The 19786-nt window shown below is 56.3% G+C and carries 20 protein-coding genes; 11 read left to right on the top strand and 9 right to left on the bottom strand.

From position 1 onward, the window contains the following. Positions 1-5: 5 nt before the first annotated feature. From ACFDSS_RS07080 to ACFDSS_RS07105, 6 genes are all read right to left on the bottom strand, one after another. Positions 6-812 (bottom strand): DUF1217 domain-containing protein, encoded by an 807-nt coding sequence (locus ACFDSS_RS07080; protein WP_375255064.1) that lies wholly within the window; start codon positions 810-812, stop codon positions 6-8. After that, positions 809-1213 (bottom strand): flagellar biosynthesis repressor FlbT, encoded by a 405-nt coding sequence (gene flbT, locus ACFDSS_RS07085; RefSeq protein ID WP_375255065.1) that lies wholly within the window; start codon positions 1211-1213, stop codon positions 809-811. The genes ACFDSS_RS07080 and flbT overlap by 4 nt, the downstream gene beginning before the upstream one ends. Next, positions 1213-1587 (bottom strand): flagellar biosynthesis regulator FlaF, encoded by a 375-nt coding sequence (gene flaF / locus ACFDSS_RS07090; RefSeq protein WP_375255066.1) that lies wholly within the window; start codon positions 1585-1587, stop codon positions 1213-1215. Before flaF ends, flbT begins: the two co-directional genes overlap by 1 nt. Positions 1588-1676: 89 nt before the next feature. After that, entirely contained in the window at positions 1677-3227 is a 1551-nt protein-coding gene (locus tag ACFDSS_RS07095; protein ID WP_375255067.1) for a flagellin, read from the bottom strand. 196 nt (positions 3228-3423) lie between these two features. Further along, positions 3424-3765 carry a flagellar protein FlgN gene (locus ACFDSS_RS07100; RefSeq protein WP_375255068.1) on the bottom strand — a complete coding sequence of 114 codons (342 nt, stop codon included), beginning with the start codon at positions 3763-3765 and terminating at the stop codon, positions 3424-3426. Beyond that, positions 3755-4051: a rod-binding protein gene (locus ACFDSS_RS07105; RefSeq protein WP_375255069.1), complete on the bottom strand. Its 297-nt coding sequence runs from the start codon at positions 4049-4051 to the stop codon at positions 3755-3757. Before ACFDSS_RS07105 ends, ACFDSS_RS07100 begins: the two co-directional genes overlap by 11 nt. 106 nt (positions 4052-4157) lie before the next feature. Here ACFDSS_RS07105 and ACFDSS_RS07110 point away from each other — a divergent pair, with 106 nt between their 5' ends. Next, positions 4158-5486 carry a flagellar hook-length control protein FliK gene (locus ACFDSS_RS07110; protein ID WP_375255070.1) on the top strand — a complete coding sequence of 443 codons (1329 nt, stop codon included), beginning with the start codon at positions 4158-4160 and terminating at the stop codon, positions 5484-5486. Between the two features lie 8 nt (positions 5487-5494). Next, the gene (locus ACFDSS_RS07115) at positions 5495-6181 is read left to right on the top strand and encodes a flagellar hook capping FlgD N-terminal domain-containing protein (RefSeq protein ID WP_375255071.1); all 687 of its coding nucleotides are present in this window, start codon (positions 5495-5497) and stop codon (positions 6179-6181) included. Between the two features lie 24 nt (positions 6182-6205). Here ACFDSS_RS07115 and ubiB read toward each other — a convergent pair whose 3' ends face one another. Then, complete coding sequence (gene ubiB, locus ACFDSS_RS07120; protein WP_375255072.1) at positions 6206-7738, bottom strand: 2-polyprenylphenol 6-hydroxylase; 1533 nt, start codon at positions 7736-7738, stop codon at positions 6206-6208. Between the two features lies 1 nt (position 7739). Beyond that, on the bottom strand, positions 7740-8492 hold the full coding sequence (gene ubiE, locus ACFDSS_RS07125) for a bifunctional demethylmenaquinone methyltransferase/2-methoxy-6-polyprenyl-1,4-benzoquinol methylase UbiE (RefSeq protein WP_375255073.1): 753 nt from the start codon (positions 8490-8492) through the stop codon (positions 7740-7742). Positions 8493-8630: 138 nt separating this feature from the next. Here ubiE and mutM point away from each other — a divergent pair, with 138 nt between their 5' ends. The 9 genes from mutM (at position 8631) to gyrB (ending at position 18664) form a co-directional block, all read left to right on the top strand. Next, complete coding sequence (mutM, locus tag ACFDSS_RS07130) at positions 8631-9482, top strand: bifunctional DNA-formamidopyrimidine glycosylase/DNA-(apurinic or apyrimidinic site) lyase (protein ID WP_375255083.1); 852 nt, start codon at positions 8631-8633, stop codon at positions 9480-9482. 63 nt (positions 9483-9545) lie between these two features. Next, positions 9546-10322 carry an enoyl-CoA hydratase gene (locus ACFDSS_RS07135; RefSeq protein ID WP_375255074.1) on the top strand — a complete coding sequence of 259 codons (777 nt, stop codon included), beginning with the start codon at positions 9546-9548 and terminating at the stop codon, positions 10320-10322. A gap of 215 nt (positions 10323-10537) precedes the next feature. Then, the gene (rpsT, locus tag ACFDSS_RS07140) at positions 10538-10801 is read left to right on the top strand and encodes a 30S ribosomal protein S20 (RefSeq protein WP_375255075.1); all 264 of its coding nucleotides are present in this window, start codon (positions 10538-10540) and stop codon (positions 10799-10801) included. Between the two features lie 585 nt (positions 10802-11386). Further along, a complete protein-coding gene (dnaA, locus tag ACFDSS_RS07145) occupies positions 11387-12721 on the top strand; it encodes a chromosomal replication initiator protein DnaA (RefSeq protein ID WP_375255076.1) in 1335 nt (444 codons plus the stop codon). Positions 12722-12845: 124 nt separating this feature from the next. Then, positions 12846-13964 (top strand): DNA polymerase III subunit beta, encoded by a 1119-nt coding sequence (gene dnaN, locus ACFDSS_RS07150; protein ID WP_375255077.1) that lies wholly within the window; start codon positions 12846-12848, stop codon positions 13962-13964. Between the two features lie 37 nt (positions 13965-14001). Continuing rightward, positions 14002-15102: a DNA replication/repair protein RecF gene (gene recF / locus ACFDSS_RS07155; protein ID WP_375255078.1), complete on the top strand. Its 1101-nt coding sequence runs from the start codon at positions 14002-14004 to the stop codon at positions 15100-15102. Then, the gene (locus ACFDSS_RS07160) at positions 15099-15527 is read left to right on the top strand and encodes a VOC family protein (protein WP_375255079.1); all 429 of its coding nucleotides are present in this window, start codon (positions 15099-15101) and stop codon (positions 15525-15527) included. The genes recF and ACFDSS_RS07160 overlap by 4 nt, the downstream gene beginning before the upstream one ends. Then, the gene (locus ACFDSS_RS07165) at positions 15524-16144 is read left to right on the top strand and encodes a LysE family translocator (RefSeq protein WP_375255080.1); all 621 of its coding nucleotides are present in this window, start codon (positions 15524-15526) and stop codon (positions 16142-16144) included. Before ACFDSS_RS07160 ends, ACFDSS_RS07165 begins: the two co-directional genes overlap by 4 nt. 105 nt (positions 16145-16249) lie before the next feature. Then, positions 16250-18664, top strand: a complete 2415-nt coding sequence (gene gyrB / locus ACFDSS_RS07170; protein WP_375255081.1) for a DNA topoisomerase (ATP-hydrolyzing) subunit B — start codon at positions 16250-16252, stop codon at positions 18662-18664. On the opposite strand, the gene ACFDSS_RS07175 is transcribed toward gyrB, so the two are convergent. Next, entirely contained in the window at positions 18661-19710 is a 1050-nt protein-coding gene (locus ACFDSS_RS07175; RefSeq protein WP_375255082.1) for an AbrB family transcriptional regulator, read from the bottom strand. The two genes, gyrB and ACFDSS_RS07175, sit on opposite strands and share 4 nt — an antisense overlap. Between the last annotated feature and the right edge of the window lie 76 nt (positions 19711-19786).

Here is a 19786-nt window from a genome sequence, read left to right on the forward strand (position 1 = left end):
CAGCGTCAGTTGAAAGCGAATCGCGAAGACTGCAGCAGCGTGAGAGCTGTAGATCCAGAGGAAGAGGCCGCGAACGCAGCGGCCTCTGACCGGACCAGAAACAGCCGGATCAATTTCTCCTGTTGTTCCGGCGCAGCAATATCGGAAAGCTTGTCTGTACCAAGGGCAGATCGGGCGGCGGTCTGAAAAATATCGCGTTGCTGATCGACATTGACGCTTCCAATGCTGTTGGGGAGACCAAGTGCCGTTTGGAAGACTGACCGTAGCGGAGGGTTTCCCATCACGGAGAACCATTGGCCCGCCTGTGTGGTATTCGCCTCAATCGTTTCAGTCAGGCCTTCGTCAACGTTGAGGGCAAGGCGCAGATCGTTATTCTCGTTCCCGACGGCCCTCGCAAATTGTTTATCCTCAAAGCGTTGAATGATGCGGTCTGCGAAACTGCTGATGCCGGTCTTGGCGATTGGCAAATCGCCGAATCCAAACGCGCGGCTGAATTCTGCATAGCGGCTATCCGACAGTCTGTTCGCTAGGGCATCATCTTCGATTGTCCCATCTTCGAGAATTTTCTGGATGAAGAATTTGTTCTCAATATCGTCATCGAGGCCGTAAGCGCCAAGCGCGACCGAAAGCAACTGCCGATCTTCAACGAGATCCGCTGCGGTACGTGCGTCGGCTATGTTTTCCTTGAAATATGCGGTGGCGCGCTTGACCGGCGTGGCCTCTGTGAACGCGGCTTGTTGCGCATCTTGCGTGCGCTGCAAAAACGTCCAGCCGGGATAGCCAGTGAATGGAACGACGGGTTGGAAATTCATTCTGCACTCGCCTCTAGAAGCCGAGCTTCGCGCGGCAGCAGATTCCGGAGGAATTTCAACGCGCGGTAAAAATCAGTCTGGCTGACGGCCTCAGTCGCGTTGTCCAACTGACTGCGGCTGTCTTCATCGCGGAGTACCTGGCTGAGTTGTTCGATCCCCCGCAAAATCTGGGACTTCGCATTATCTGGACTGACATCGCCAGAGAGCACCAATTGGGCAATGTAGCAGACGCGCCTCACCGGCGTATTGACCTCATCCGGTCTGATGGCATCGCGCAGGCGCAGGATATTTGCATTCGGCGTCATGATGGAAAGCCTGCAGCGACGGTCACCATTTTCAATGACAGCGCCATTCACCAGCACCCGCTCGCGCGGATTTAGTTTAAGGACCAGTCCTGACATCAGGCGGCACGCTGGCCGTTAAGCCCCTTCATCACCGCCATATTGACATCAATCAGTGCCTCGGCAGTGGCTTTTCCGCGGATGACCAGCTGGCTGTGGTGATCCGTGAATTCAGCCAAATAGAATATCTGAGCGCGCAGTTCTTGGGGCAATGCATTTGCGCCATCGGCAACATCGGCGGCCATGGCGGTCCACATGCGGCGGTTTTCGTGCAGCGCTGTGACGAGGGCAGGAAAAGCTGTCTCGCAGTTGATTTGGGCTTGTCGCAGACGCGCGGTGATCTGGCTAATCAGCTGCGCCTCGATTGAGCGGTCTGTCCGTGTTGCAGTGTGTGCCGGGGCGTAGGCTTGTCGCGCTTGTTCAATGACGTTCACGTGTCGTCCTTTCAGGAGCATTAAGAACGGACCATGGTTTTACCTTGGCCATGAGGGAGGCGGCGCCGACACTGGCGCCGCCTGATAACTTACCGGAACACAGACCGGATTGTCTGAGGTGCCTGGTTTGCAATCGACAGGGACTGAACGCCCAGCTGCTGTTGCACCTGCAACGCCTGCAGACGGGCTGAGGCCGCTTCCATGTCGGCATCGACCAGCGCACCAATGCCTATCCGCAATGAGTCTGTCAGCTGTGAAATAAAGTCGGACTGTGTCTCAATCCGGCCTTGGGTCGAACCAAACTCAGCCGCCGCGTCAATTGTGGTATTAATCATGGTTTCGATGTTGGCCAAGGCCGCATCAACACCATTGTCGGTCGTCACATCCAATGTACCCAAAGCAATCAGACCGCCCGTGGCCTCACCGCCTGCAGCACCTTCAGCCGCCAAAGCGACATCGGTACCTGCGTTATCAAGCTGCAGCACCCATTCATCGGTTGTGCTGTCCTGCGTCACTTTGGTGGTGATGTCCGCCAGAGCAGCGCCATCAATCACAGACTTTAGGCCGCGCACGACATCTTCGGTGGTCTCGCCCTTGCCGGCAATATAGTCATAGGACTGCCCGCCGATGGAGACGCGATAGCCATCACCTTCAGCGACATTCGCCGCCGCCCCAAATGTGATTGTGGAAGCGCGTGCGGTGATCGTTTCGTCTGTAAACCCGACGCCGCCAGACGTCGCACTCCCGCCGTTCACAGCGACCGTCGCAAGGCTGTCCGAGGTGGAGTAATTCACTTCAACATCATCGAAGCCGGACGTCGAAGTGATCGTAATCACGCCACTCACGTTTTCTGCAGCGATGTCTTCAATGCCCGCTGCATTCAATGCAGCCGTCAGACCTGTCGCAACTGTCGTCGCGGTGTTGCCACTCGCAGCAGACGTGAAGTTCACGGTTTCACCCGCTACCTGCAAGGTAAATGTGTTTGATGCGCCCGCAGTTGGTGCGGCGATTGCCAAAGTCATCGTGTTGCCGGTCGCCGAGAATTCCGCGCCCGCACCGCCTGCAAGGCTACCAGCCCCGTCAGCAGCCGTCACATTGCCGGACAGGTCCGCGCCTGTGCCATAGACACCCTTGTCAGCGCTCAAATCTTGACGCGTAACTGTAATGTTGTTCGGCGTGACTTCGCCGGTGCTACTGCGGTCGAGCGAGGCGAGCACATTTACATCATCTGTCCCTTGCAACAAATTCAAGCCGTTGAACTGGGCGGCACCCACCACTGAAGATACCTGATCGCTCAGCGCGTCAATACCGGCCTGGAGTTTCGTGCGATCGATGTTTTCGCCCTGCGCCGCGACGATTTTTTCCTTCATGTCGGTGAGCAGATCAGTAACCGTTTCGGCAGCGTTCCGGGCAACCGCGACAGAGGATTCGCCAAGAGACAGGCTCTCCGAAATGGCCTTGAAGCCTTTGACGTCTGATTCCATGACTTTCGAAATAGCCCAAACAGCAGAGTTATCTTTGGCAGAAGCCACCTCTAACCCGGTGGAGATCATGGATTGTGTTTTGGACAGGTCATTATTGATAGACTTGAGTGTCTGAAGCGCGACCATTGCGCTGTTGTTGGTCAGAATGCTGGACATTGGATATCCCCTAAAGAAGGCGCTTTGCGCCGATGATTTTCAAAAAGCCGCAGTGATGCGGATTGGCGCGTCATTCTGACGAATTACGGGTTCTTCGAGCGAGACCCCGGCCGTTCTAGACTGCATGGATATGGCCAAAAGTGCCTGAACAATCCGTTAATGCGATCCTTTGAAATAAGAAGGATTTGATTGAAACCTACGCTTTCTTTTGCACCCGGCTCTGCTGGGTGGGGACGACTGCGACTTTGCCGGACAGGTCATATGTTGTCAGCCCATCACGCACTTTTTCAAGCTCTGCCCATCGTGCCTTTGCCGCTTGCACGCCCCGCAGGGCGGATGCTGTCAGGTCTTGATTGGTTTGTAGTCGTGCTTTCAGATCTCGCAGCGTAGCAGAGGATGGCGCAGCGGCCGCAAGCCGTGTCATACACGTCTGTTTCCGGGCTGCAATCTGAGTGAGTTTTTCATAATCCCCAGCCAAAAGCGCGACCTTTTCATCATCCAAAAGGCCTTTGAGTTCTGCGGTGGGACTAGCTGTCACGAAAGCGTTCCTTCATGGCTTCGAAAAGGGCCTCTGCCAAACCGATCCCACCGCCTTTTGCCATCTCATCCGCCTGAGCCTGTCGAAGATATGATGCAAATTGTTGCTCACCGGCACCCCCGCCAAATGATTCCGGCATCGCGCCCAATCCGGCGGATTTCAGCATCTCCGACAGAAACGTGGCCTCAAGCTTGATTGCGGCATCCCGCAGCTTTGCGTCGTTCTGGATATAGTCGGGGATTGGCGATGCGGGCCGGGGCGGGGGCAAGACAGGGATCGTGTTCATCGGATTCTCCGTTTGGCGGTTTTTTTGAGTTTTGCCGGACAGTCCTAAACATTCAGTAATTTTTTTGGCGCAAAACGAATGAAACAGTGATTCTTTCGGAGAACCGATGAACCCATTACATATCCTGGAGGCCGGACCAAAGGCCCAAACCCCACCGGTTGCCCCGGACGATGCGGAAATGCCGCCTGGTGCGCCAGCCTTTGTGACGCTGGTGGAAGGTCAAGTTGAGCCCCTTACCGTCGGGGCGGAAACGCAGAACCTCGCGATTGCCACTGATGAGACAATCGAACTGCCTGTCACGGAAGACGCAAAACCGCCTCCGCTGACGGCGGAGCCGACCGCAATTCAGATCGTGTTGCCGGAAAACGCGAAGGTGCGGGCTGCGGTCTCCGGGGATCTGGTAATCAATATCAAGAATCCGCAGGCGGCCAGCGCGCTTCTGGAAGGCAAACCAGCAAAGGTAGCGTTGGTGCAGGACGGACAGGAAGTGACTGCCATACGGGAAAGGGAAAATCAAAATGGTCCCAAGCAGCCTTTGCCATCTTCCGCGGCATCTGCGCAGACCATTGTCGTGGCCCGCGGACTTGCGGCACCGCCTGCCCGTGGTGTTCCCATTGCTGTTGAACCTGGCGCGGATGACGTCGCGGTCGAACGATCGCCGCAGCACGCCACCAAGACGGAGCCAAAAGGGCCTTCTGCTGCCGTCACATTGACGCGCAATGAAGCCCGGCCACAGCTGACGCCATCGCCGGCCAACGCGTCGCAATCCGCTCCGGTTTCATTGCCGAGCCCGCGCAAAGAATCGGAAGTCGATCCACGGCCCAGTCCCGGCGAACCGAAAGCGCCTTCAGCAAACGCGCAGGCGCCTGTCTTGCCGGCGGCGGCAACGCTGCAAACCGGGATGACCAATCCGAAAGCCTTTGCGCGGCAGGTAGAAGAGATCGAAAAAACGCTTCCCCGCGGCGCATCAGAGACAGGGCAAAATGCCCTGTCCGAAGGGCGCACCGTTGCATCAGTCTCTGCATCAGGCGCGACCACGCCAACGTCAACACAAGCAGCGCGTCAGGTTGCACAACAAATCTCTACTGCGATTTCAGCAGCGCAAGGCCGCGCGACGGAGATCGCGTTGAATCCAGAGGAACTGGGGCGCGTGAAAATGACACTGACTGCGTCTGAAGGGGCGGTGACACTGGTGCTTCTCGCCGACCGGCCCGAAACGAATGATCTGTTACGGCGCCACATTGATGCTCTCGCGCAGGAATTCCGTGCGATTGGCTATGACAGTATTTCCTTCTCGTTCGGCTCTGATGGGCAGCCCAGAAATTCAGACGGACAAGATGAATTGAGCGAGCGAAATGACTTGGCCGTGCAGTCTGTTGAGCCACCGAAAGGTGCATCAGGACAACTGACGACGGGCCTGGATTTGAGGGTTTAGGGGGCAAAATGGAAATTGGCACGAATACACTGGCCGGAAACGACGCCCTGGGATCGGCGACGGCGCCAACCCTTGGCGATGCGACGAGCAAGACCAGTCAGCTCAGCTCGGATTTCGAAGTATTTCTGAAAATGTTGACGGGGCAAATGCAGTACCAAGACCCGCTCAACCCTGTCGATTCCACTGACTATGCAACCCAGCTGGCAACATTTTCGGGTGTGGAGCAGGCCGTCAAAACAAATGAACTTCTTGATAATCTGACGTCTCAGATGGCGATAGGCGGGCTGACAGATCTGGCGCCCTGGGTTGGTCGGGAGGCCCGTTCCGATGCTGCCGTCTTTTTCGACAGCGAGCCGATTGAAATCTTTCCCAAAACAATGGGATTGGCGGACAGCACAGAAATCGTCGTTCGAAACGCTGCGGGCGAAGAGGTGCAGCGAATGCCTTATGTCGCGGGTTCAGGCCCGATCATTTGGGCCGGGGTGGCGCCAGACGGCAGCCCATTACCACCTGGAATGTATAATCTGAGTTCCGTCGGAATATCGAACGGCGAAGTCATCGGAGAGGTCGCGGTTGAAACCTACAGCCGCGTGACAGAAGTCAGGATCGCCGACGGAAAGCCCGTAGTTGTCTTGCAAGGCGGTATCGTGGTTCCCGGCACCGAAATAACGGCATTGCGTGACGGAACAGGATAAGAGGCCGCGATCCAGGTGCGGCGATTACCCCAGCAGCGCTGTCAGCCAGACTGCGCCACCAACAATCACACCACCGAGCGCCATCCAAGACAATCGCGCCACGGTGCGTTGCGGCTTTGGTGGCGGCGGCGGATTGTTCTGATTGATAAGCGCTTCTTGAGCCAAGCGTGGAAGTTGCGGACCAAATCGCGCGAGAATACGCGCGGTTTGGGTGAGATCGCGCAGCAGGGCCTGTGGTCCGATGCTTTGCTTGATGTAATCTTCCACGACCGGTTTCGCGACCTGCCAGATGTTCATATGTGGATCGAGTGATCGTGCCACACCTTCCACAACCACCATTGTCCGCTGAAGCAAAATCAACTCTGTCCGGGTCTCCATGCCAAAGCGTTCAGTTACTTCAAAGAGGTAGCTCAGCAGGCGCGCCATAGAAATGCGGCTGGCGTCCATGCCGAAAATTGGCTCACCTACGGCACGCAGCGCGCGGGCAAATTCGTCAATATCGCGGTCGGAGGGGACATAACCCGCCTCAAAATGCACCTCGGCAACACGGCGGTAGTCCTTGCGAATAAAGCCAAATAGGATCTCTGCATATACGCGACGGGTGTATTCGTCCAAGCGCCCCATAATGCCAAAATCATAGGCAATAATGTCTCCATTTGCGGCGACTTTCAGGTTCCCCTGATGCATGTCAGCGTGAAAATACCCGTCGCGGAGGGCCTGATTCAGAAAGACCTGAAGAACGCGCGCCGCAAGTGCGCGCCTGTCATGCCCTGCGGCATCAAGTACGTCGTTCAGGCCGATGTTTGCACCTTCGGCCCATTCAAGGGTCATCACCCGCTTTGCGGACAAATGCCAACGTACATCAGGTACCTGAAAGCCATTGTCATTATTGGTATTGGCCGCAAATTCAGCCGCGGCAGAGCTTTCAAGCCGCAGGTCCAGTTCTCCCATTACGACGCCTTCGAAATGGGTAATGACCTCCATCGGTCGCAATCGCCGCGACGATGGCGACAAAAATTCAATCGCACGGGCCGCAAAATAGAACGCGTCGATGTCCTTGCGAAACGCTCTCTCGATCCCGGGGCGCAGAATTTTGACCGCGACGGCTTCGCCAGTGTCGGCCAAATGCGCCTTGTGCACTTGCGCGATCGACGCCGCCGCGACGGGCTCGGAGAACGAAGCGAACAATTGGTCAAAAGAATGCCCAAGCTCTTGCTGAATGGTCTGCTTGGCTTCGCGCATCGAAAACGGTGGCAGTTTGTCTTGCAGAACCCGCAGTTGAACGGCCAGCTCATCACCCACCACATCCGGCCGAGTCGACAGGATTTGCCCGAATTTGATATAGGCTGGCCCAAGTGCCGTCAGCGCGCGCACCGCTGGCGGCATTGTCACATCGCCTTTAAAGCCCAGCCATTGAAACGGCCACACCAAAGTACGGAACGTGATCCGCAACAGTGGGCCTGCTTCGAAAGCATCCAATACGACCTTCATCGCGCCGGTGCGTTCCAATGTGGCGCCTGTGCGGATCAGGCGGATGATGTTGTGAGGACCGCGCAAGTTACAGTTTCCAACCCGAATGCAACGCAGCGACACCCATGCTCAGGTTGCGGTATTTTGCGTTCTCGAAACCAGCGTCCCGCACCATATCGAGGAAAGTGTCTTGATCCGGGAATTTACGAATGGATTCAACAAGATACTGATAGCTATCCCGATCCCCGGCAATCATTTTTCCCATCTGCGGTATCACATTGAACGAATAGGCGTCATAGGCGGCTTGCATCATCGGGTTTGGCAATTGGCTAAATTCCAGCACCATAAGCCGCCCACCCGGCCTGAGGACCCGGTAGGCTTCGGCCAATGCATCCTGCGGCCGCGTGACGTTGCGGATGCCAAAGCTGATCGTATAGACGTCAAAGGTATTGGCCTCAAAAGGCAATGCCATCGCATCGCCCACCACCCAATCGAGGCTGGTTGAAAGCCTCTCTGCATCAGCGCGTTTGCGTCCTTCGATCAGCATAGATTCAGTGAGGTCAAGAACGGTTGCCTGCCCGTAGCCCGCCCGCTTGAGGAACCGGAATGAAATATCGCCCGTCCCCCCGGCAACGTCCAAAAGACGCTGCCCGGGCTGCGGTGCCAGCCAATCCATCATTGCGTCTTTCCAGATCCGATGCACACCACCGGACATCACGTCATTCATAATGTCGTATTTGCTGGCGACCGAGGAAAAGACACCCTGAACACGTCCGGCCTTTTCAGCCTCGCGAACGGTTTCAAACCCGAAATGGGTTGTGTTTTCTGGGGTGTCACTCATGTGGGGCGGCCTATCGGTTTCTCTGCCACTTTATAGGCCGTTATGCGCGAATGACAATCAGACCCGTCGCGCGCAATGGCCCTTCGCATTTATGTCGCAGCGCACTACGTTGCAGCGGACCAAAGGAAAGACACCATCATGCCAGAATTGCCAGAGGTCGAAACCGTCAAAGCCGGGATTGCGCCGGTCATGACCGGCCACGTCATAGCGCGGGCGCGGGTCAACCGCCCTGACCTGCGTTGGCCGTTTCCCGCGCGAATGGCAGAGCGGCTGACAGGGCAACGCGTGCTTGGTTTACGCCGCCGCTCAAAGTATATCTTGGTTGATCTTGCCAGCGCGGAGACGCTGCTCATTCATCTGGGCATGTCGGGGCGGATGCTTATCTCTGGCCATATGGTCGGCGAATACCACCATCCGCATCCGGCGCCCGCCAAGCACGACCATGTCGTGTTTGAGATGGATGATGATGTGCGGATCACGTTCAACGATGCCCGCCGTTTTGGCGCGATGGATCTGATGCAAACGGATCAACAAGACGACCACTGGCTGATCTGCGATCTGGGGCCAGAACCGTTGGGCAATGCCTTTAATGAAACATATCTGATTGCACAGCTTGCAGGGCGCAACACGCCGATCAAATCTGCGCTTCTGGACCAGCGGACGGTGGCCGGTCTGGGGAACATTTATGTCTGCGAAGTCCTTTACCGTGCGGGCATTCACCCCAAGCGCAAAGCAGGTCAGATCAGTGCAAAACGGGTGGCTTCACTGGTGCCGTTGATCCGTGATGTTCTGTCCCGAGCCATCACCGCGGGCGGGTCTTCATTGCGGGATTATCGCCAATCGGACGGTGAATTGGGGTATTTCCAACATGTTTTTCAGGTCTATGACCGTGAAGGCCAGTCCTGCCTAACCCACGGATGCGACAAGAAAATCAAGCGAATCGTCCAATCCGGACGCTCATCTTTCTTTTGTCCGCAATGCCAAAGATAACTTGAACTGTTGGACGGCTTTGCTAACTCTGAGGCTCTGACCAGCGGCGAGAGGGACGGCAGCATGGCCTTTGACAAGATAATTGTCGACATCAACGATGACATTGCAACGATCACGCTCAACCGGCCTGATGCAATGAATGCAATCAACCTGGATTTGCTGAAAGAACTCTGCACTGCTCTGGAAGACGCGGATGCCAATGACAAGGTGCGCTGCATCATCATCACTGGCTCAGAAAAAGCCTTTGCTGCGGGCGCCGATATATCCGAGATGGCCGACAAGACTTTTGTGGAAATGTATCATGACCGGTTTTTCCAGAATGAAACCGAGCGTTTCAATCGCACACGCAAACCGATTATCGCGGCGGTGTCTGGCTACGCGCTGGGCGGCGGGTGTGAGCTTGCGATGATGTGCGACTTCATCATTGCCGCCGATAATGCGAAGTTCGGCCAGCCCGAGATCAACCTTGGCATTATGGCCGGTTTGGGCGGAACGCAGCGCCTGACCCGTTATGTGGGCAAGTCGAAATCCATGGATATGCACCTGACCGGACGTTTCATGGACGCGCAAGAAGCCGAACGTAGCGGTTTGGTCAGCCGTGTTGTCCCCGTCAAGAAGCTGCTGGCCGAGGCCAAGAGCGCGGCAGAGAAGATCACCGAGAAATCTCAAATGGCGACGATGGCGGCCAAAGATGCAGTTGATCGCGCCTATGAGACGACGCTTGCCGAAGGTCTAAACTATGAACGGCGCGCGTTTTATGCGCTGTTTGCGACCGAGGACCAGAAAGAGGGCATGGCCGCCTTCACCGAAAAGCGCGAGGCGCAGTTCCGCGACAAGTAGTCGGCGGCCCCTTGGGCCCTGCATCTTAGCCACTCAGACAACGAAGATGATCTTTTTGGGTTGAATCGCGCGGCAGTCTCGCTTAGACGCCGCGTCAGACATGCGCGTGAGGCCCGCTTTGGCCAGATCTTCCGGTATGAAAACCCGGGGCTTGGGCAGATTGCGCTATTGAAATTCAGTTTGCCCTTATGGGCTCCAGTTTAAGGAACGATCACATGGCAAATTCACCACAGGCCAAAAAACGCGCGCGTCAGAATGCGGCCCGTTTTGCTGTCAATAAAATGCGCCGCTCGCGTATCCGCACATATTTGCGCGCCGTTGAGGAAGCAATCGCATCAGGCGATCAGACTGCCGCTGCGGCTGCATTGAAGGCGGCCCAGCCTGAAATCATGCGCGGCGTGACTAAGGGCATCATGCACAAGAATACGGCCGCGCGCAAAGTCTCCCGCCTCGCGGCACGCGTCAAGGCTGTCGGCTAAAACCGAATCTGGCAGCAATGCCAAGTTGTGAAAAATTTCAAGCGCGCCTTTTTTGAGGTGCGCTTTTTTTGTCAGACTGTGATGCCGTCGCGCAGAAAATGAGATTTTTTAAAGCGACGAGAGATTCTTTTTCGTCAATCACAGAGTCAAGCGCGATGTTATGTTGATGGGTGCCCAAAGCCCTTGCTAGCTTAGCCATGCGATTCACATCGTTCCGGGGGGACATAAGGGGATTTGCGACACAAGAATGGGCAAGCGCATCGTGATGCAATCGTCCGCTCTGGTAATGTGTTGTCGACTTTATGCAAAGGCGGGAAGGCCCGAATTGGCCGTTTTGCTGATTGTGTCTGCGCTGATATCAGGGGTCTGCTCTCTGATGTTTGCCGCTGCTTATGACCCTTGACTGCTGCCGCGAAGCGCATGTCTGTTTTTGGACACATATGCGCCGCAGCCAATAGTTTTGGATAAAAGGCATCCGCTCAGGATAGGCAACCTGAGCGAAATTGTCTCTTTGTCTCGGTCAATGTGTCGTTTGCGCTGTGGCGCGTTGAGATTTGAATACCGGCTTGGGGGCAGTGATTGTAAATGACGAACGACATTTGGGCGAATGTACTTGGGGCGCTGAAGGGCACTGTAGGAGCAAGCAACTACTCCAGTTGGATCGCGCCACTGCAGTTTTCAAAATTGTCCGATGGCGTTGCCATTTTTGAGGTGCCAACAAATTTTATCGGCAATTACGTCTCTCAGAACTTCGGCGATCAGATCATTTACCAGCTGAAAAAAGCGGGCGGCGACGTCCATCGCTTGCGCTTCCGCGTCCCGTCGCAGTCGGTTGATGCCTCCAAGGGAAGAACCTCCGCGAAGCCTGCGCGCGACAAGGGATCATCCGGCCCGCTTGATGCGCGTTTCACGTTTGATACATTTGTCGTCGGCAAACCCAACGAACTGGCCCATGCTGCCGCCCGTCGTGTTGCCGAAGGCGGCCCTGTCACGTTCAACCCGCTTTTCCTTTATGGTGGCGTCGGCCTTGGAAAAACCCACCTGATGCACGCGATTGCCCATGAACTGAAGCAGCGCTCCCCGGAATTGAACGTGCTTTATCTTTCGGCTGAGCAATTCATGTACCGCTTCATCACCGCATTGCGCGAACGCAAGATGATGGATTTCAAATTGCTGTTTCGGTCTGTTGATATCCTGATGGTCGATGACGTGCAGTTTATCGGCGGCAAGGACAGCACGCAGGAAGAGTTCTTTCACACCTTCAATGCACTTGTTGATGCCGGAAAGCAGATCATCATTTCCGCCGACCGCGCGCCCGGTGAAATCAAGGACCTCGAAGAGCGGATAAAATCCCGTTTGCAATGCGGCCTCGTCGTTGACCTGCATCCAACGGATTATGAGCTGCGCCTGGGCATTCTGCAATCCAAAGTCGATGTCTATTCCGCCCAATATCCGGAGCTTGAAATCGCAGATGGTGTGCTTGAGTTCCTGGCGCATCGCATTTCGACAAACGTGCGTGTGCTGGAAGGCGCGTTGACCCGTCTGTTTGCTTTTGCATCACTCGTGGGCCGTGAGATTAATCTGGAGCTGACGCAGGATTGCCTTTCCGATGTGCTCAAGGCCTCCGACCGCAAAGTCACGGTCGAGGAAATCCAGCGCAAAGTGTCCGAGCATTACAATATCCGATTATCAGATATGATCGGCCCGAAGCGCGTACGCAACTATGCGCGCCCGCGCCAGATTGCGATGTATCTGGCCAAACAGATGACCAGCCGCTCTTTGCCGGAAATTGGGCGCCGTTTTGGTGGTCGCGACCACACTACCGTAATGCATGGCGTGCGCCGGATCGAAGAGCTGATGGCGCTTGATAGCCAGATCGCCGACGATCTGGAATTGTTGCGCCGCGCCTTGCAGGAATAGCACCCTGCGCTTGACGAAAGCAGGGCCTTCGTCAACAGTCCAACAAAACGCTTGAGGCGCTCGTGGAATAGGGTACATTCTGCGTCCGGCCTTGTCCGGCACCACGATTTGCGGAGATTGGGACATGAAATTCAGCATTGAACGTGCGGCACTTTTGAAAGCGGTGGCGCAAGCCCAATCCGTGGTCGAGCGACGCAATACGATCCCGATTCTCGCGAACGTCTTGATTGAGGCGGAAGGCGACGATGTCCACTTCCGCGCCACTGATCTGGATATCGAAGTGGTTGATCGCGCGCCTGCCAAAGTTGAACGCGCAGGCGCGACAACCGTCGCCGCCGTCACGCTGAATGAGATTGTGCGCAAGCTGCCCGATGGCGCGCTGGTCACGTTGACAGAGGACGGTGCATCTGGTCGCCTGACAATCGAAGCGGGGCGTTCGAACTTCTCACTGGCGACACTTCCCAAGGAAGACTTTCCGGTGATGGCGACCTCTGAATATGCGGCGAACTTCTCGGCGCCAGCACCAGTCCTGCGCCGCCTTTTCGACAAATCGAAGTTTGCAATCTCGACCGAAGAAACCCGGTATTACCTCAATGGTGTCTACATGCATGTTGCTGACAGCGATGGCGGCAAGGTTCTGCGCTGTGTGGCAACCGATGGTCACAGGCTCGCGCGGATTGATGCCGATCTGCCGGACGGTGCGGCGGACATGGCTGGCGTCATCGTGCCGCGCAAAACCGTGGGGGAGATGCGCAAGCTGCTGGACGATGATGATATCCAAATAGCGGTTTCTGTTTCTGAAACAAAAATCCGCTTTGCGACACCCGACATTACGTTGACATCGAAGGTGATCGACGGGACGTTTCCCGATTACACGCGCGTGATCCCGCAAGGCAACACGCGCAAGATGGAAGTCGACGCCAGCGAATTTGCCAAAGCGGTGGACCGTGTGGCGACAGTATCGTCAGAGCGGTCGCGCGCTGTGAAACTGGCCTTGGAAGAAGATCGCTTGGTGCTTTCGGTGAACGCACCTGACAGCGGCGCTGCGGAAGAAGAACTCGCCGTGGCTTACGGCGATGAGCGGCTGGAGATTGGCTTCAACGCCAAATATCTGTTGGAAATCGCCAGTCAGGTCGACCGCGAAAATGCGGTGTTCATGTTTAACTCTTCCGGTGATCCGACGTTGATGCGCGAAGGTAATGACACCTCAGCCGTCTATGTCGTGATGCCGATGCGTGTTTGACGGGGTCGGGATTTTCTAGAAAATCCTCGGGGTCGTCATGTCAAAACTTGTCTTATCAGAGCTGACCCTTTCTCATTTCCGATCCCATAAGCGGGCGACGGTTGCGCTTGATGGGCGTCCGATTGCGATTTTTGGCCCCAATGGGGCAGGAAAAACGAACCTTCTCGAAGCTGTGTCGTTGTTATCGCCTGGCCGTGGGATGCGCCGTGCTGGTGCCGATGATTTGACGCGCAGACCAGAGGCGCTGGGCTGGAAGATCACCGCAATCCTAGGGTCGTTGCATCAAACCCACGAGCTGGAAACATGGGCAGAGGCAGGCAACCCGCGCCAGCTACGCATCGACGGCAAAGCCGCCCCGCAAGTCGCGCTTGGCAGGATCGCCCGCATCTTGTGGCTGGTGCCATCCATGGATCGGCTATGGATTGAAGGGGCAGAGGGGCGCAGGCGGTTTCTCGACCGTGCCACGCTGAGCTTCGAGCCGACCCATGCGGACGCTGTGCTGAGCTACGAAAAGGCCATGCGCGAACGCAACCGTTTGTTGAAAGACATGGTGCGCGACCCGCATTGGTATTCCGCGATTGAAGCGCAAATGGCCGAAGCTGGGGCAACTATTCAACGCAACCGGCAGGATACGATTGTGCAACTGATGGCAGCCCAGAACGCTGCACCAACCGCCTTTCCGACGGCAAATCTGACGCTGACCTCTCCTGATCCCATCCCTGACGACCTACAAATGGCTCTGGCTGACAATCGCGGCCGCGATATGGCCGCCGGGCGCACGTTGATCGGGCCGCATCGCGCCGATCTGGACGCAGTTTTTGCCGAAAAAGGCACCTTGGCAAGAGACTGTTCAACCGGGGAGCAAAAGGCGCTTCTCATCAGCCTCATTCTCGCGAACGGGCGGGCCTTGGCGCGCGATTTTGGCGCCCCTCCGATCCTTCTGTTGGATGAGGTCGCGGCCCATCTTGACGCGACCCGCCGTGCGGCGCTTTATGACGAAATTGACGCGCTGGGCGCGCAAGCCTTTATGAGCGGCACAGGGCCTGAGCTGTTTTCAGAACTGGATGACCGTGCGCAGTACATTGAAGTGACCGAAACTGACCGGGAATCGGTCGTAATGCAAAGAACGAGCCTATGACACCGCAGCGTGTGACTTTGATAACTCTTGGCGTCGCGGATATCGCGCGGGCGAAAGCGTTTTATGGCGCCATGGGGTGGCAGCCCAGCGCGGATGAGGGCGAAGTGGTCTTTTATCAGATCAACGGGATGGTCCTGGGCCTATTCGGACTTGAACCGTTGGCCAGGGATCAGGGGCGGCCTGACGCCACGCTAGGAACGGGCGCGATGTCGCTCGCGCAGAACTTCACATCAGATGCCGAAGTGGACGCGGCCTATGCATTGGCGCTCAAGGCGGGCGCAACGCCGGTCAAGGCGCCCGAAAAGGTGTTTTGGGGTGGGTATTCCGGCTACTATGCTGATCCCGATGGGCATGTTTGGGAAGTCGCGCATAACCCGTTTTGGGCTTTGAATGACGACGGCAGCCTGACGTTGCCTGTACAATGACGATAACCGCCTATGAATTGCTCCTTTATGCGGGGGCTTTGCTGATCTTGTTCATGACCCCCGGACCAGTCTGGGTGGCGTTGTTGGCGCGGTCGCTGTCGGGCGGTTTTCAGGCCGCATGGCCGCTGGCGATGGGCGTTGCAATCGGCGACATCGTCTGGCCGCTTGTCGCCGTCCTGGGCGTATCCTGGCTGGTGTCAGAAGTCGCGGGCTTCATGGTCATTCTTAAATGGGTTGCGGTGATTGTGTTTGTGGCGATGGGTGTCGGGCTGATCCGCAATGCTGGTCATGCGCTGAGCGCCAACAGCAGGCTGACACGACCGGGAATGTGGGCGGGCTTTCTTGCGGGTTTGGCGGTGATTATCGGAAACCCCAAAGCCGTCCTATTCTACATGGGTGTATTGCCGGGGTTCTTTGATCTGAACGACGTCACAGTGCTCGATATGGTTACGATTTCAGCGCTGAGTTTCGTTGTTCCATTGGTAGGGAACCTCGTTCTGGCGGCATCTGTTGATCGGGTGCGCGGTGTGCTGAAATCTCCGACCGCGTTGCGGCGGATGAACACAATCGCAGGTTGGCTTTTGGTCGGTGTCGGGGTGGTTATTGCCCTGACTTAGGGCGCGATGCCGCTGCTTTGGAAAACCACAAAATCTTGTGCCATTTGCGTGACAATCACCCCTGTTTCGCATATATTTTGGGCAACGCGATACAAGGTACCCTGCATGGCCGACACTGACCAAAAAAATGAAGACTATGGCGCCGATTCTATCAAGGTTCTCAAGGGTCTAGAGGCGGTGCGCAAGCGCCCCGGCATGTATATCGGCGATACCGACGACGGGTCCGGCCTGCACCATATGGTTTACGAAGTTGTCGACAACGGAATTGATGAGGCATTGGCCGGTCATGCCGACCATGTTTATGTCAAGATAAACGCCGATGGCTCGGTGACTGTCGGTGACAACGGGCGCGGAATTCCGGTGGGTATCCACGAAGGAGAAGGCGTTTCAGCGGCAGAGGTCATCATGACCCAACTGCACGCGGGCGGTAAATTTGACAGCAATTCTTACAAAGTGTCGGGTGGTTTGCACGGCGTCGGTGTTTCGGTGGTGAATGCGCTTTCGGACTATCTGGAATTGCGCATCTGGCGCGATGGCAAAGAGCATTACGCCCGGTTTGAGGGTGGATTTACGAAAGAACACTTGCGCGTTGAAGGCCCCGCAAATGGCCGCAAAGGCACGGAGGTCACATTCCTCGCCTCATTGGACACGTTCAGCAACCGCGACTTTGAGTTTCACACGCTGGAAAAGCGCCTGCGCGAACTGGCGTTTCTGAACTCCGGCGTGCGGATCATCCTCGAAGACCTGCGCCCGGCAGAGTCGCTAAAAGCGGATCTCTTTTATGAAGGTGGCGTGAAGGAATTCGTCAAATACCTCGACCGTTCAAAGACACCCCTGCTGGACGCCCCGATTTATGTTTCAGGCGAACGCGATGATATCGGTGTTGAAGTCGCGATGTGGTGGAACGACAGCTACAACGAAATGGTGCTGCCCTTCACCAACAATATCCCGCAGCGCGATGGTGGTACACATTTGGCCGGTTTCCGCGGTGCTTTGACCCGTGCAATTGCGAAATACGCGACGGAAACCGGCATTTCGAAGAAAGAGAAAGTGTCGTTAACTGGCGATGATGCACGCGAAGGTTTGACATGTGTGCTGTCTGTCAAAGTCCCCGATCCGAAGTTCTCCAGCCAGACCAAAGACAAATTAGTCAGCTCTGAGGTGCGTCCTGCGGTTGAAAACCTGATGGGTGAAAAGCTGAATGAGTGGTTTGAAGAGAACCCCAATGAAGCGAAGATGATTATTTCCAAGATCGTTGAAGCCGCGGCCGCGCGTGAGGCCGCTCGCAAAGCGCGTGAAATTCGTCGCAAGTCTGCGATGGATGTGAATTTCAACGCCTCAAAGCTCAAAGATTGCTCTGAGAAAGACCCCAGCAAGACCGAAGTATTCTTGGTGGAGGGTGACTCTGCTGGTGGTTCTGCGCAAACTGGTCGTGATCGTGGGACGCAGGCAATTCTGCCTCTCAAGGGTAAGATCCTGAACGTCGAACGCGCGCGTTTCGACCGGATGCTGTCCAGCCAAGAAATCGGCAACCTTGTCATGGCGCTGGGTACGGGCATTGGGCGTGACGAATTCAACATCGAAAAGCTGCGGTATCACAAAGTCATCATTATGACAGACGCGGACGTTGACGGTGCGCATATTCGGACGCTTCTGTTGACGTTCTTTTTCCGCCAGATGCCAGAGCTGATTGAGGGTGGATATCTCTACATCGCGCAACCGCCGCTTTATAAGGTCGCGCGTGGCAAATCCGAAGTTTACCTCAAGGATCAGGCCGCGATGGACGAGTACCTGATTGAACAGGGCATCGATGGCGCAATGCTGCGTCAGGGCAATGGCGAGGAAATCTCCGGCAACGATTTGCGGCGCGTGGTCGATGAGGCCCGCCAGATGAAGCGTGTCCTTGAAGCCTTCCCGACCCATTATCCACGTCACATTCTGGAACAAGCCGCAATTGCTGGTGCTTTTGTGCCCGGCGTCGTTGACAACGATCTGCAAGGCACGGCTGACCGCGTGGCGCAGCGGCTCGATCTGATCGCGCTGGAATGGGAGCGCGGCTGGCAAGGCCGCATCACACAAGACAAAGGGATGCGCTTGGCCCGTATCCTGCGCGGTGTCGAAGAAGTGCGCACGCTGGATGGCCCGATGCTGCGTGGCGGTGAGGCCCGTCGCACGGGCACCTTCACGCAAAGCTTGCAGGATGTTTACAATCTGCCCGCAACGCTGGTTCGCAAGGACCGCAGCCAGATCATTCATGGCCCACTGGATTTGCTGAAAGCCATCCTTGAAGAAGGCGAAAAGGGACTATCATTGCAGCGCTACAAAGGTCTGGGTGAAATGAACCCTGACCAACTTTGGGAAACCACTCTCGACCCCGACGCCCGGACACTATTGCAGGTCAAAGTTGCGGATGTGGCGGAAGCTGATGACCTCTTTACCAAGCTGATGGGTGATGTCGTCGAACCACGTCGCGAGTTTATCCAGAACAACGCGCTCAACGTGGAAAACCTTGATTTCTAGAACCAGCGTCGCGCCCATCTGAAAACGAAGGGCGCGATTGCGATGACCAATGTGATCCGAACGATGTGCATCACGGACACATAGGTGACATCCTGACCCATCGCGAGCGTGAGCAGGGACATTTCTGTCAGACCGCCGGGTGAGAACGCCAGAAATGCCTGTGCAAGCGGCACGCCGCTGATCCAAGCGATGACTTCGGCAAAACCGATGGCGGCAATCAGCATCAGCAAAGACGCGATTGCCGAAAGTCCGACGTCCCGTCGGACCTCTGCCATTGTTGCGCCGATAAAGCGTGTGCCGATAATCGTGCCGATTGTGATCTGTGCGGCGACGACAAAAAGCGTCGGTGGTGAAGCAGTGACCCAGCCTGCTACATGGGCAATACCGCTGAGGATCATCGGCCCGAAAACCGGCGCAGCTGGCAGGCCCAACCGCTTGCCTAAAATCGCTCCAGCCACAGCACAAAGGCCCAGGATAATATAGTCGCGCAGCGAGATCTCATAAAGACCAATCCATTGGGGCGCGCCGGGTCCGCCGCTCGAAACGCCAATAAAAAGACCAAAAAACAAGGCGACAAACACAATGATTATCAGAACGCGTGCGGCATGTGCCAATGCAATGCGGCGTTCATCCCCGCCGGCCTCTGCACCCAATAGCAGCATCTCGTTGATCCCACCGGGCATCGCGGCGTAGAATGCAGTGACCGCATCGTATCCGCCGACCCGCTTGTAGACGGCAAAGGAAATGCCCGCCGCAGATGCGAGAAAAAGCGGCAGCAAGGCAAGCGTGATGAGCCAGGTTCCCAAAAAGCCAAAGATTTCAGGGGTGACACTCGACCCCAACATCACCCCGATGATCGGAATGACATAGAAGCGCAGTCCGTCTGGCCCGGAAACAGGTGCGCGTATCATTGCGGCGACCGTGTTGAGGATCATTGGCCCCAACATCCATGGCAAGGGCAAGCCCAGAAAATACGCGCCCAACCCGCCTGCCACACCAATCACCAAGGCAAAGCCCTGAGGAATGAGCCGGTTATGAGCGATCATACTTCAGACCTAGATGCCGCCGATGTGATGAGTGCCGCGTTTCCGGGCGAGGGCCATTTGCTTCTGCCGCTCCCGA

The organism is Yoonia sp. (genome assembly GCF_042093035.1).
Lineage (GTDB): Bacteria > Pseudomonadota > Alphaproteobacteria > Rhodobacterales > Rhodobacteraceae > Yoonia.